Origin of the sequence: Enterobacter cloacae complex sp. S3, from assembly GCF_014930495.1 — a bacterium.
Classification (GTDB): domain Bacteria; phylum Pseudomonadota; class Gammaproteobacteria; order Enterobacterales; family Enterobacteriaceae; genus Enterobacter; species Enterobacter asburiae_B.
The window spans coordinates 29,415-42,475 of record NZ_JADBRD010000005.1 but is presented as its reverse complement, the minus strand read 5'-3'; the positions used below and the strand labels follow the sequence as shown (position 1 = coordinate 42,475).

Annotated in this window: 11 protein-coding genes; 8 read left to right on the top strand and 3 right to left on the bottom strand. The window is 54.7% G+C overall.

Annotation, left to right across the window (positions count from 1 at the left end; translation table 11 throughout):
* Positions 1-177: 177 nt before the first annotated feature.
* Positions 178-1,098 carry an agmatinase gene (speB, locus tag IM317_RS01255; RefSeq protein WP_014071686.1) on the top strand — a complete coding sequence of 307 codons (921 nt, stop codon included), beginning with the start codon at positions 178-180 and terminating at the stop codon, positions 1,096-1,098.
* Between the two features lie 53 nt (positions 1,099-1,151).
* Here speB and IM317_RS01250 read toward each other — a convergent pair whose 3' ends face one another.
* Complete coding sequence (locus tag IM317_RS01250; RefSeq protein ID WP_033146603.1) at positions 1,152-2,420, bottom strand: OprD family outer membrane porin; 1,269 nt, start codon at positions 2,418-2,420, stop codon at positions 1,152-1,154.
* A 209-nt stretch (positions 2,421-2,629) separates the two neighbouring features.
* On the bottom strand, positions 2,630-3,388 hold the full coding sequence (locus IM317_RS01245) for a M48 family metallopeptidase (RefSeq protein ID WP_033146602.1): 759 nt from the start codon (positions 3,386-3,388) through the stop codon (positions 2,630-2,632).
* Between the two features lie 272 nt (positions 3,389-3,660).
* Here IM317_RS01245 and tkt point away from each other — a divergent pair, with 272 nt between their 5' ends.
* The 7 genes from tkt to IM317_RS01210 all read left to right on the top strand — a co-directional run bounded on the left by tkt (position 3,661) and on the right by IM317_RS01210 (position 12,052).
* Entirely contained in the window at positions 3,661-5,652 is a 1,992-nt protein-coding gene (gene tkt / locus IM317_RS01240; protein ID WP_033146601.1) for a transketolase, read from the top strand.
* Positions 5,653-5,993: 341 nt separating this feature from the next.
* Positions 5,994-7,013: an erythrose-4-phosphate dehydrogenase gene (gene epd, locus IM317_RS01235; RefSeq protein ID WP_032660071.1), complete on the top strand. Its 1,020-nt coding sequence runs from the start codon at positions 5,994-5,996 to the stop codon at positions 7,011-7,013.
* A 49-nt stretch (positions 7,014-7,062) separates the two neighbouring features.
* Positions 7,063-8,226: a phosphoglycerate kinase gene (gene pgk, locus IM317_RS01230; protein WP_023333323.1), complete on the top strand. Its 1,164-nt coding sequence runs from the start codon at positions 7,063-7,065 to the stop codon at positions 8,224-8,226.
* A 92-nt stretch (positions 8,227-8,318) separates the two neighbouring features.
* A complete protein-coding gene (fbaA, locus tag IM317_RS01225) occupies positions 8,319-9,398 on the top strand; it encodes a class II fructose-bisphosphate aldolase (protein ID WP_032660076.1) in 1,080 nt (359 codons plus the stop codon).
* Positions 9,399-9,584: 186 nt separating this feature from the next.
* Positions 9,585-10,439 carry a small-conductance mechanosensitive channel MscS gene (mscS, locus tag IM317_RS01220; protein ID WP_033146600.1) on the top strand — a complete coding sequence of 285 codons (855 nt, stop codon included), beginning with the start codon at positions 9,585-9,587 and terminating at the stop codon, positions 10,437-10,439.
* 145 nt (positions 10,440-10,584) lie between these two features.
* On the top strand, positions 10,585-11,220 hold the full coding sequence (gene argO, locus IM317_RS01215; RefSeq protein ID WP_033146599.1) for an arginine exporter ArgO: 636 nt from the start codon (positions 10,585-10,587) through the stop codon (positions 11,218-11,220).
* A gap of 91 nt (positions 11,221-11,311) precedes the next feature.
* Positions 11,312-12,052: an oxidative stress defense protein gene (locus IM317_RS01210; protein WP_033146598.1), complete on the top strand. Its 741-nt coding sequence runs from the start codon at positions 11,312-11,314 to the stop codon at positions 12,050-12,052.
* Between the two features lie 48 nt (positions 12,053-12,100).
* On the opposite strand, the gene argP is transcribed toward IM317_RS01210, so the two are convergent.
* Entirely contained in the window at positions 12,101-12,994 is an 894-nt protein-coding gene (gene argP, locus IM317_RS01205) for a DNA-binding transcriptional regulator ArgP (RefSeq protein WP_008499727.1), read from the bottom strand.
* Between the last annotated feature and the right edge of the window lie 67 nt (positions 12,995-13,061).

Genomic DNA, 13,061 nt, shown 5'->3' with positions numbered 1-13,061 from the left:
GGTGAGGGCATCAGACCGCACAATGCCCTATACTCACTTGAACCCGTATGCATTACCGGCGATAATTCGCCCCAATAAGCGATTTACGAATCAATCCCTTCCTCGTCGGGTTTAACGACGCGGAGGGGATTTTTTTTCATCTGTTTTTAATGTATCGACTTTAAAAGAGGTCAGGACATGAGCACTTTAGGTCATCAGTACGATAACTCTCTGGTATCTAACGCGTTTGGTTTTTTACGCCTTCCGATGAACTTCCAGCCGTACGACAGCGACGCTGACTGGGTGATCACCGGCGTGCCGTTCGATATGGCAACATCTGGCCGCGCGGGTGGTCGTCACGGCCCGGCAGCGATTCGTCAGGTTTCCACTAACCTTGCCTGGGAGCATAACCGCTTCCCGTGGAACTTCGACATGCGCGAGCGCCTGAACGTGGTGGACTGCGGTGACCTGGTGTACGCCTTCGGCGACGCGCGTGAGATGAGCGAAAAGCTGCAGGCGCACGCCGAGAAGCTGCTGGCTGCCGGTAAGCGCATGCTCTCCTTCGGCGGCGACCACTTCGTGACCCTGCCGCTGCTGCGCGCCCATGCGAAGCACTTCGGTAAAATGGCGCTGGTGCACTTCGATGCACATACCGACACCTACGCGAACGGCTGCGAGTTTGACCACGGCACCATGTTCTTCACCGCGCCGAACGAAGGTCTGATCGATCCGAACCACTCCGTGCAGATCGGCATCCGCACCGAGTTCGACAAAGACAACGGTTTCACCGTGCTGGATGCGGGCCAGGTTAACGATCGCGGCGTGGACGACATCATCGCGCAGGTGAAGCAGATCGTGGGTGATATGCCCGTGTATCTGACCTTCGACATCGACTGTCTGGATCCGGCATTTGCACCGGGCACCGGTACGCCGGTCATCGGCGGTTTGACCTCAGATCGTGCCATCAAGCTGGTGCGCGGCCTGAAGGATCTGAACATTGTCGGGATGGACGTGGTGGAAGTGGCGCCTGCGTATGACCAGTCCGAGATCACCGCGCTGGCCGCAGCGACTCTGGCGCTGGAAATGCTCTACATTCAGGCAGCCAAAAAAGGCGAATAAGCCTCACCTTGCGTGAAAAAAAAACCTCTCTATTGAGAGGTTTTTTATTGCCTTCAGAACACGTTAAACGGGTATTCCACGTAAGCGCGGATCTCGTCCCCGCCCACGTTGTACTCGCTGGCGTTGTCGGAGACGCGCAGTACGGAGTAGCGCAGTTTAAGCTTCAGATCCTTCGCCGGACCATCCTGCACCTGGTACTGGATCTGGTTAAACCACTCGTGCTCTTTGCCGTTGCTGGTTTCAGAGGTCTTAATATTATCCCCACGTACATAGGCAGTGGTCCAGCTCAGGCCCGGTAAGCCAAGACCGCCAAAGTCCAGACCGTAGGATGCCTGCCAGGAACGTTCGTCTTCGCCGTTAAAATCAGACCAGTAGGAGTTCGCCAGCCAGATGGTGTTTCCGCCGTCACCCACGCCGCCCTTGTCACGATAGCCGCCGTAGTTGTAACCGGTGCTGCCGCTGCTCTGCTGGTACGCCACTTTGAACGTGTGAATGTCCCAGATGTAGCTCGCCGCCAGGCTCCAGATGGTGTTGCTGCGGCCCGTGTCGAGGCTGTCCGCGTAACCCTGATCCAGACGGGAGTTATAGCCGTTGAAGTCGAGCACCAGCTGCTGCCCGGTGCTGAACGGCTGTTTGAAGTTCATGCCCAGGTACTGCTTGTTCATCACCTCTTCATTATGAGAGGCGTACAGCGCGCCGCTGAACTGGTCGTTAAACTGATAGCTCGCACCGCCGAAGGAGAGGCTCTTCAGTCCGCTGTCGTGGCGGTCATCGCTTTTACGCTGCTCGTCGGTGAAGTAACCGGCGTTGATTTCCAAACCGTCGATCTCTTTCGAGGTCAGCATGGTGCCGGTGTAGCTTTCAAACAGCAGGCGGGAGCTGTCGGCATTCACGATGGGCAGCTCAGGGCGCTGATTTCCGTAGCTCAGTACGGTATTCGAGATGCGCATTTTGGCGGTTGCGCCAAACTTTGCCAGATCGGATTTTGCCCGGCCGTCGTCTTCCTGCTTAAAGAAGTCGATGCCGCCCGCGCCGCTCTTGCCGCGGCCGCCGTCCAGGCGCACGCCATACTGCGCGATTCCGTCCACGCCAAAGCCCACCAGCCCTTCGGTATAGCCGGATGCAAACGTGGCGATGATCCCCTGACCCCATTCGGCTTTGTCCTGCTGGCCCTGATGGTAGTCGCGGCTGATATACGCATTGCGTAAAAACAGATCCAGATGGCTGTCGTCAATAAAACCCTGGCTGTCGGATTGCTGGCTTGCAGCGGCGGGTAATGCGGAAAATAAGCTTAAAGCAATTAATGATAATTCTTTTTTCACGGAGGGAACGTCTCTGTCTGGATATAGTAATTTGAATAACTGCGGGGTGATAATTACCGGAAAAAGTAACCTTTGCAATAATTATGTGACCAGACATTTCAAGGCGATAAGGCAGATTTGGCGGGGCTTTCAGGGGTGTTATCGATACGTGCTGTTAAGTTAACAATTCATGCGAAATAAAAAGGAGGCAAAATTGCCTCCTTCTGAAATTATTTAATTCCGTCTGCGGCCATACGGTCGCGAATATGCTGTGCGCGTTCTTCTGAGGCCGGGTGATCGTCAAACATGGAGCTTTGGCGTCCGGCTTCCAGCTTGGCCAGTTTTTCGAAGCTGGTGGCTAAGCCTGATGGATTAATGCCGCGTTTGCGCAACAGATCGTAGGAGTAGTCATCCGCCTCGGACTCCTGACGCTGTGAGAACTGAGAGTTAACCAGCTTTTCACCCACGTCGCCAAGCTGTGACTGCGACAGGCTGCCAACGATACCGCCCGCAGAGGCCGCCGCTGCGCGGATGGCATTGGTCCCCAGGGCAACCTGCATCCCTTTCTTCACGTGGCCCAGGGCAACGTGGCCCATTTCGTGGCCGATGACCGCTTCCACTTCGTTGTCGGTCATCATGTCCATCAGCCCGCTGTAGACACGGATACAGCCGTTCGCCATCGCGAAGGCGTTGACATCTTTCGCCATGTACACCTTGTAGTTCACGGGCTGGCCGTTGATGTTGTCGCCCAGCGCGGAAGCAATCTTATTCAGACGCTGCGTGTAGGTACTGTTAGCCGACGCAAGCGTGGCTTTTCCGTCCATATCTTTACAGGCCTGGTCGCTCAGCGCTTTCACCTGCGCATCGCTCAGGGAATAGGCCTGAAAGGCCTCTGCACCTGACGTCATCAGACCGTTAGAATCCATATTCTGACAGCCGCTCAGCAGGAGCGTTGTACCCAGGGTCAGCACTATTGCACGCATTTTCATGAGGTTGCTTCCGTACTCGTTAAACTGAATAAAATCCGAAAAGGGCACCGTCAGCGAAGCCGGTGTCGGGCTAAGTATAAGGAATATCTACAGAGCCGGGCGAGCAGATTGCGCAACATGCGAGCATGATCCAGAGATTTCTTAACAAGCAAAAGAATGCTCCATGTACATGACTTGCGGCTTGGGTTACATTGTTGGCACTTTTTTCCGGCGTAGCCCAAAACGCGCTGTCGTCAAGGGCATGGCCTTTAACAGTCCGATCTGGAGTTAAAATGTCCTCACGTAAAGAGCTTGCTAATGCTATTCGTGCGCTGAGCATGGACGCAGTACAGAAAGCCAAATCCGGCCACCCAGGGGCTCCTATGGGTATGGCTGATATCGCCGAAGTCCTGTGGCGTGATTTCCTGAACCACAACCCGCAGAACCCGTCATGGGCTGACCGCGACCGCTTCGTGCTGTCCAACGGCCACGGCTCTATGCTGATCTATAGCCTGCTGCACCTCACCGGCTACGATCTGCCTATCGAAGAGCTGAAAAACTTCCGTCAGCTGCACTCTAAAACTCCAGGTCACCCGGAAGTGGGTTACACCGCTGGCGTAGAAACCACCACTGGCCCGCTGGGTCAGGGTATTGCTAACGCTGTGGGTATGGCGATTGCCGAGAAGACGCTGGCGGCGCAGTTCAACCGTCCTGGTCACGACATCGTAGACCACTTCACCTACGCGTTCATGGGCGACGGCTGCATGATGGAAGGCATTTCTCACGAAGTGTGCTCTCTGGCAGGTACCCTGAAGCTGGGCAAACTGGTTGCGTTCTATGACGACAACGGTATCTCCATCGACGGTCACGTTGAAGGCTGGTTCACCGACGACACCGCAGCACGTTTCGAAGCCTACGGCTGGCACGTAGTGCGTGGCGTTGATGGTCACGATGCTGACTCGATTAAACGTGCAGTGGAAGAAGCGCGCGCGGTGACGGACAAACCGTCCCTGCTGATGTGCAAAACCATCATTGGCTTCGGTTCGCCGAACAAAGCGGGTACTCACGACTCCCACGGCGCACCGCTGGGCGACGCGGAAATCGCACTGACCCGCGAAGCGCTGGGCTGGAAACACCCTGCATTCGAAATCCCGTCTGAGATCTACGCTCAGTGGGATGCAAAAGAAGTAGGCCAGGCGAAAGAAGCGGCCTGGAACGAGAAATTCGCTGCCTATGCGAAAGCGTTCCCGCAGGAAGCGGCTGAATTCACCCGTCGTATGAAAGGTGAAATGCCGTCTGACTTCGACGCGAAAGCGAACGAATTCATCGCTAAGCTGCAGGCGAACCCGTCTAAAATCGCGAGCCGTAAAGCGTCTCAGAATGCGATTGAAGCGTTCGGCCCATGGCTTCCAGAATTCCTGGGCGGCTCCGCTGACCTGGCGCCATCTAACCTGACTCTGTGGTCTGGTTCTAAGCCAATCAACGAAGATACTGCCGGTAACTACATCCATTACGGTGTACGTGAATTCGGAATGACCGCGATTGCCAACGGTATCTCCCTGCACGGTGGTTTCCTGCCGTACACCTCTACCTTCCTGATGTTTGTCGAATATGCACGTAACGCCGTGCGTATGGCCGCGCTGATGAAACAGCGTCAGGTGATGGTCTACACCCACGACTCCATCGGTCTGGGCGAAGATGGTCCAACTCACCAGCCGGTAGAGCAGGTGGCTTCCCTGCGCGTGACCCCGAACATGAGCACATGGCGTCCATGTGACCAGGTTGAATCCGCGGTGGCGTGGAAATACGGCGTTGAGCGTCAGGACGGTCCAACCGCGCTGATCCTCTCCCGTCAGAACCTGGCACAGCAGGAGCGTACGCCTGAGCAGCTGGCAAACATCGCTCGCGGTGGTTACGTGCTGAAAGATTGCGCGGGCCAGCCAGAGCTGATCTTCATCGCCACCGGTTCGGAAGTTGAACTGGCGGTTGCAGCGTGGGAAAAACTGACTGCCGAAGGCGTGAAAGCGCGCGTGGTTTCCATGCCGTCTACCGATGCGTTCGACAAGCAGGATGCTGCCTACCGTGAATCCGTCCTGCCAAAAGCGGTTTCCGCGCGTGTGGCAGTGGAAGCGGGTATCGCTGACTACTGGTTCAAATACGTGGGCCTGAACGGCGCTATCGTCGGTATGACCACCTTCGGTGAATCTGCTCCGGCAGAGCTGCTGTTCGAAGAGTTCGGCTTCACCGTTGAGAACGTTGTCGCGAAAGCGAAAGAACTGCTGTAATCGTTTGTACGGTGCGGGCTGATGCCCTCACCCCAACCCTCTCCCACGGGGAGAGGGTGCATACACTAAAAAACGGTAACCTCTCGGTTACCGTTTTGCTTTTACCTTGCTGCCATTATTCCACCTAAAATGTGACGCAAGTCATATAGCGCGCTTATTCATCTGGACAGACATTCCTTTTATTCCCCGATTCGCTTATTCTTGCTGAAGCGTTTCAGTCGATTAAATGTTCGACAATTGACCAATCAATCGCAGTTTGTGACAGCAAGGATTCCCCTTCGGGCGTAGCTGGATTACTCTTTCAGCCACCTCAAACTCAGGGATTGCTTTGCAGGAGATCTATGACCGTACGCGTAGCGATTAATGGCTTCGGTCGCATCGGACGTAACGTGGTTCGTGCTTTATATGAATCCGGACGTCGGGCGGAAATAACCGTGGTGGCAATCAATGAACTGGCGGATGCTACGGGCATGGCGCATTTGTTGAAATATGACACCAGCCACGGACGCTTTGCCTGGGACGTACGCCAGGAAAGAGATCGACTTTTTGTTGGTGACGACGCTATTCGCGTGCTGCATGAGAACAGCATCTCCGGGCTACCCTGGCGTGAACTGGGTGTGGATGTGGTGCTTGACTGTACCGGCGTGTACGGCAACCGCGAACATGGCGAAGCGCATCTGGCAGCAGGCGCGAAAAAAGTCCTGTTTTCTCATCCCGGCAGTAACGACCTCGACGCGACCGTCGTGTTTGGCGTCAACCAGCATGAGCTGCAGGCCGAACACCGCATTGTTTCCAACGCCTCCTGTACCACTAACTGCATTATTCCAGTCATCAAACTGTTAGACGATGCGTATGGCATTGAATCCGGCACCGTGACCACGATTCACTCCGCCATGCACGATCAGCAGGTTATCGACGCCTACCATCCGGACTTACGACGCACTCGCGCAGCGAGCCAGTCAATCATTCCGGTGGACACGAAACTGGCTGCAGGGATCACCCGAATTTTTCCGCAGTTTAATGACCGATTTGAAGCGATTGCCGTGCGTGTCCCGACGATTAACGTCACCGCAATCGACCTTAGCGTGACGGTGAAAAAACCGGTAAAAGCCTGTGAAGTCAACCTGTTGCTGCAAAAAGCGGCACAGGGGGCATTTCATGGTATAGTTGACTATACGGAATTACCGTTGGTCTCAGTAGATTTTAACCACGACCCGCACAGCGCCATCGTCGATGGCACGCAAACGAGAGTCAGTGGCGCACACCTTATCAAGACGCTGGTCTGGTGTGATAACGAATGGGGCTTTGCTAACCGAATGCTCGACACCACGTTAGCAATGGCCGCTCAAGGTTTCAGGTAAGACGCATTGTGCGTCTGCAAAACTTTAAGAATCAACGAGAGGATTCACCATGTCTGTAATTAAGATGACCGATCTGGATCTGGCTGGTAAACGCGTTTTCATCCGTGCCGATCTGAACGTACCGGTTAAAGATGGCAAAGTGACCAGCGACGCGCGTATCCGTGCATCTCTGCCAACCATCGAACTGGCTCTGAAGCAGGGCGCGAAAGTGATGGTCACCTCCCACCTGGGTCGTCCAACTGAAGGCGAGTACAACGAAGAGTTCTCTCTGCTGCCAGTGGTTAATTACCTGAAAGACAAACTGTCCAACCCGGTTCGCCTGGTGAAAGATTACCTGGACGGCGTTGAAGTTGCAGCCGGTGAACTGGTTGTTCTGGAAAACGTTCGCTTTAACAAAGGCGAAAAGAAAGACGACGAAACTCTGTCCAAAAAATACGCTGCACTGTGCGACGTGTTCGTGATGGATGCATTCGGTACGGCTCACCGTGCTCAGGCGTCAACCCACGGTATCGGTAAATTCGCAGACGTAGCGTGTGCCGGTCCTCTGCTGGCTGACGAACTGGAAGCGCTGGGTAAAGCACTGAAAGAACCTGCTCGTCCAATGGTGGCTATCGTTGGTGGTTCTAAAGTTTCTACCAAACTGACCGTTCTGGATTCCCTGTCTAAAATCGCTGACCAGCTGATCGTTGGCGGTGGTATCGCGAACACCTTCGTTGCCGCTCAGGGCCACAACGTGGGCAAATCCCTGTACGAAGCAGACCTGGTTGACGAAGCCAAACGCCTGCTGAGCACCTGCGATATCCCGGTTCCAACTGACGTTCGCGTAGCGACCGAGTTCTCCGAAACCGCAACCGCGACCCTGAAATCTGTTAACGACATCAAAGATGAAGAGCAGATTCTGGACCTGGGCGACGTTTCTGCACAGAAACTGGCTGAAATCCTTAAAAACGCAAAAACTATCCTGTGGAACGGTCCTGTTGGCGTGTTCGAATTCCCGAACTTCCGCAAAGGTACTGAAATCGTTGCTAACGCTATCGCAGACAGCGAAGCGTTTTCTATCGCAGGCGGTGGTGACACCCTGGCAGCAATCGACCTGTTCGGTATCGCTGACAAGATCTCCTACATCTCCACTGGTGGCGGCGCATTCCTCGAATTCGTGGAAGGCAAAGTACTGCCAGCAGTAGCAATGCTCGAAGAGCGCGCTAAGAAGTAAGCCATTCAAGGGCAGGGAAACCTGCCCAATTTTCAGCGCGCTTTTAAGAGCTCGCACCTTTTCTAACGGCCGAAGATACAGGACTAAGCAACATGTCTAAAATTTTTGATTTCGTAAAACCTGGCGTTATCACTGGTGATGACGTACAGAAAGTGTTCCAGGTAGCTAAAGAAAACAACTTCGCTCTGCCAGCAGTTAACTGCGTGGGTACCGACTCCATCAACGCCGTACTGGAAACTGCTGCTAAAGTTAAAGCGCCAGTTATCGTTCAGTTCTCTAACGGCGGCGCTGCGTTCATCGCAGGTAAAGGCGTGAAAACTGACATTCCTCAGGGTGCTGCAATCCTGGGCGCTATCTCTGGTGCGCACCACGTACACCAGATGGCTGAGCACTACGGTGTTCCAGTTATCCTGCACACTGACCACTGCGCGAAGAAACTGCTGCCGTGGATCGACGGTCTGCTGGACGCGGGTGAAAAACACTTCGCGGCTACCGGTAAGCCACTGTTCTCTTCTCACATGATCGACCTGTCTGAAGAGTCACTGCACGAAAACATCGAAATCTGCTCCAAATACCTGGCGCGCATGGCCAAAATGGACATGACTCTGGAAATCGAACTGGGTTGCACCGGTGGTGAAGAAGACGGTGTGGACAACAGCCACATGGACGCTTCTGCACTGTACACCCAGCCAGAAGACGTTGATTACGCTTACACCGAGCTGAGCAAAATCAGCCCACGCTTCACCATCGCAGCGTCTTTCGGTAACGTACACGGCGTTTACAAACCAGGTAACGTGGTTCTGACCCCGACCATCCTGCGTGATTCTCAGGAATATGTTTCCAAGAAACACAACCTGCCGCACAACAGCCTGAACTTCGTCTTCCACGGCGGTTCCGGTTCTTCTGCTCAGGAAATCAAAGACTCCGTAAGCTACGGCGTAGTGAAAATGAACATCGATACCGACACCCAGTGGGCAACATGGGACGGTATCCTGCAGTACTACAAAACCAACGAAGCTTACCTGCAGGGTCAGCTGGGCAACCCGAAAGGCGAAGACCAGCCGAACAAGAAATACTACGATCCACGCGTATGGCTGCGCGCTGCCCAGACTTCAATGATTACTCGTCTGGAGCAGGCATTCAAAGAACTGAACGCGGTAGACGTTCTGTAATTTGAGCTGCTAACAGCATCAGAAGGCCCGCAAATGCGGGCCTTTTTTTATGCTTTTTCAATACCCTGCCAGGCCGGTTTTTGTGATCTGTTTGGCAATACTTGCGCTTTTTGTTTACCCTTTACGGACCTGCCTGTCTCCATGGGGGATGGATTTTGTGTTTTGGTTTAACAAAAGGAAGAATAAATGGAACAACTCGATGTTGTAGACAGCATCAATAACGCCGGTAACTGGCTGGTGCGCAACCAGGCGCTGCTGCTGAGCTATGCCGTGAACATCGTCGCGGCGATTGCCATCATCATCGTCGGGATGATCGTGGCGCGCATTGTATCGAACACGGTTAACCGCGTAATGCTGGCCCGTAATATTGACGCCACGGTGGCTGACTTCCTCTCCGCGCTGGTGCGCTACGGCATTATCGCCTTTACGCTGATTGCTGCGCTGGGCCGTGTGGGCGTGCAGACCGCTTCCGTCATTGCCGTTCTCGGTGCCGCCGGTCTGGCTATTGGTCTGGCGCTGCAGGGTTCGCTGTCAAACCTGGCGGCTGGCGTTCTGCTGGTCACCTTCCGTCCGTTCCGCTCCGGCGAATACGTTGACCTTGGCGGCATTGCCGGAACCGTGCTGCAGGTGCAGATTTTCTCAACGACCATGCGTACCGTCGATGGCCGCATCGTGGTCGTGCCGAACGGGAAAATCATCGCGGGCAACATCATTAACTTCTCCCGTGAGCCGGTGCGTCGTAACGAACTGATTATCAGCGTGGCGTACGACTCCGACATCGATCAGGTGAAGTCGCTAATTAGCAACATCATCGCCTCAGACGATCGTATTCTGAAAGATAAAGAGCAGACGGTTCGCCTCAACGAGCTGGGCGCGTCCTCCATTAACTTCGTGGTGCGTATCTGGAGCAAAAGCAGCGATCTGCAAAACGTGTACTGGGACGTGCTGGAGCGCATTAAGCGCGACTTCGATGCCAACGGCATCAGCTTCCCGTACCCTCAGATGGACGTAAACGTCAAAAAAGTCAAAGAAGCCGAATAACTTCTCCCGCAGGCCCGGTAGGCGCTAGCGCCACCGGGCTTTATTTTTATAAGTGCTGCTAATCCCCAATTAATATTATCAATTTCCTCTAATGTAATTCGCGCAGTATAGTCTCCTTCCAGAACAATACTGTGAGAATTTCGTCATGTTATCTTATTATTTTCAAGGGCTTGCCTTAGGTGCGGCCATGATCCTTCCCCTTGGCCCGCAAAATGCGTTTGTGATGAACCAGGGCATTCGCCGCCAGTATCATCTGATTATTGCCCTGCTGTGCGCGGTAAGCGATTTACTGCTGATCTGTGCCGGAATTTTTGGCGGCAGCGCATTGCTCATGCAGTCTCCCTGGCTGCTGGCGCTGGTCACCTGGGGCGGCGTGGCGTTTTTGCTCTGGTACGGTTTTGGTGCCCTGAAAACGGCGATGAGCAGCAACCTCGAACTGGCGAGCGCGGAAGTCATGAAGCAGGGCCGCTGGAAGATTATCGTCACCATGCTGGCGGTCACCTGGCTTAATCCGCATGTTTATCTGGACACCTTCGTGGTGCTGGGCAGCCTGGGCGGGCAGCTGGACGTTGAGCCGAAACGCTGGTTTGCGCTGGGAACGGTCAGCGCCTCTTTCCTCTGGTTCTTTGGTCTCGCCATTCTGGCCGCATGGCTGGCTCCTCGTCTGCGTACGGCCAAAGCCCAGCGCATCATTAATACGCTGGTGGGGCTGGTGATGTGGTTTATTGCTTTTCAGCTGGCAAAAGAGGGGATTCACCACGTTCAGGAATTGTTCAACTAATCCTTGTCTTATGGACAACTGAACAAGACCCGCTAAGCTTGCTGGCATGCGCCCTGTTAATGGGCACTCTTCGCAACATGGAGGAATAACAGTGAAGTTTAAGGTGATGGCCCTGGCGGCATTAGTAAGTTTTGGTGCGGTGTCGGTGCAGGCAAGTGAACTGCCGGATGGCCCGCACATCGTCACTTCAGGCACCGCAAGCGTGGACGCGGTACCCGATGTCGCAACGCTGGCAATTGAAGTCAATGTGTCTGCGAAAGATGCGGCATCTGCCAAGAAGCAGGCTGACGATCGTGTTGCGCAATACCTCTCTTTCCTTGAGCAGAACGGTGTCGGTAAAAAAGATATCAACTCCGCGAACCTGCGTACTCAACCCGATTATGACTACCAGAATGGTAAAAGCATCCTGAAAGGCTACCGTGCCGTGCGTACCGTCGAAGTGACCGTGCGTCAGCTGGATAAGCTTAACTCGCTGCTGGATGGCGCGCTGAAGGCGGGACTGAATGAAATTCGGTCCGTGTCGCTGGGCGTTGCGCAACCGGAAAAATACAAAGACGAAGCGCGTAAAGCGGCGATTGATGACGCCATTCACCAGGCGGAACAGCTGGCTTCTGGCTTCAAGAGCAAGCTCGGCCCGGTTTACAGCGTGCGTTACCACGTCTCTAACTACCAGCCAAGCCCGATGGTACGGATGATGAAGGCTGATGCAGCCCCGGTGTCTGCTCAGGAAACATACGAGCAGCCAACCATTCAATTTGACGATCAGGTGGATGTGGTGTTCCAACTGGAGCCAACTCAAACCCAGCAAACTGAGGCGCCTAAGGCACAGTAATTTGCCCTAACCCTAACCCTCTCCCGCAGGGAGAGGGAATTCAAGCGATTAATCCTGTCTCAATACCTTGTGCCCGTACGCCAACAGCGCGTCGGTGACGTTGCGCATCATGCGGCTTTCCGGCGCAAAACGGTGCCAGTAGAGCATCCGGCGCTGATACAGCCCCGGCGTCAGGTCAATCAACTCACCGCTTTTCAACTCTTTCTCAATCTGCAGATGCGGGATCATGCAGCAGGTGGTGCCCTGACGCGCAAGCTGCACAAAGGCTTCAGACGAGTTGACGATATGGCACGGTACGCTGCCCGGCGGCAGATCGAAGTTTTGCTGCAGGAACGCCTGATGCATATCGTCCAGATGGTCGAACGCCACGGCAGGAGCTTTCAGCAGCGCGGCGCGGGTGACGCCGTTTGGGAAGTAGCGCTCGGCGAAGGCTTTTGAACCTACAAACAGGTAGTCCAGCGCGCCCAGCTGATCGACAAGACAGCTTGGCAAGGCCTGAGGCTGGATACTGACCGCCCCAACCACTTCACCGCGACGCAGGCGTTCCTGGGTACGGGTTTCATCTTCCACCTGGAGATTCAGGCGGATAGGGGAGTCCGCTAATACCGGCGCAAGGGCCGGCAGCAGCCAGGTTGCCAGGCTGTCGGCGTTGACCGCCAGAGAGAGCAGCAGCGGCGTAGAGCCCGTTTGTTCGTCACCCAGCCACTCGTCTTCCAGCAGTTCAACCTGGCGCAGCAGGGCGAGAAGCTTTTGCCCTTGCTCGGTTGGACGTGGCGGCACGGTACGCACCAGCAGCGGCTGGCCGAACATGTTTTCAAGCTGTTTGATACGCTGTGATACGGCGGACTGGGTGATGCAAAGCTTTTGCGCCGCGCGCTCAAAACCGCGTTCACGAATAACTGCATCAAGTGCCTGTAGTGTTCTGTAGTCCGGACGTTTCATTGCTCTGGCTGGCTCCTTAATTTTGCTTATTCTGCACTATGACACAATTTTCCCTTCGTGGCAGACG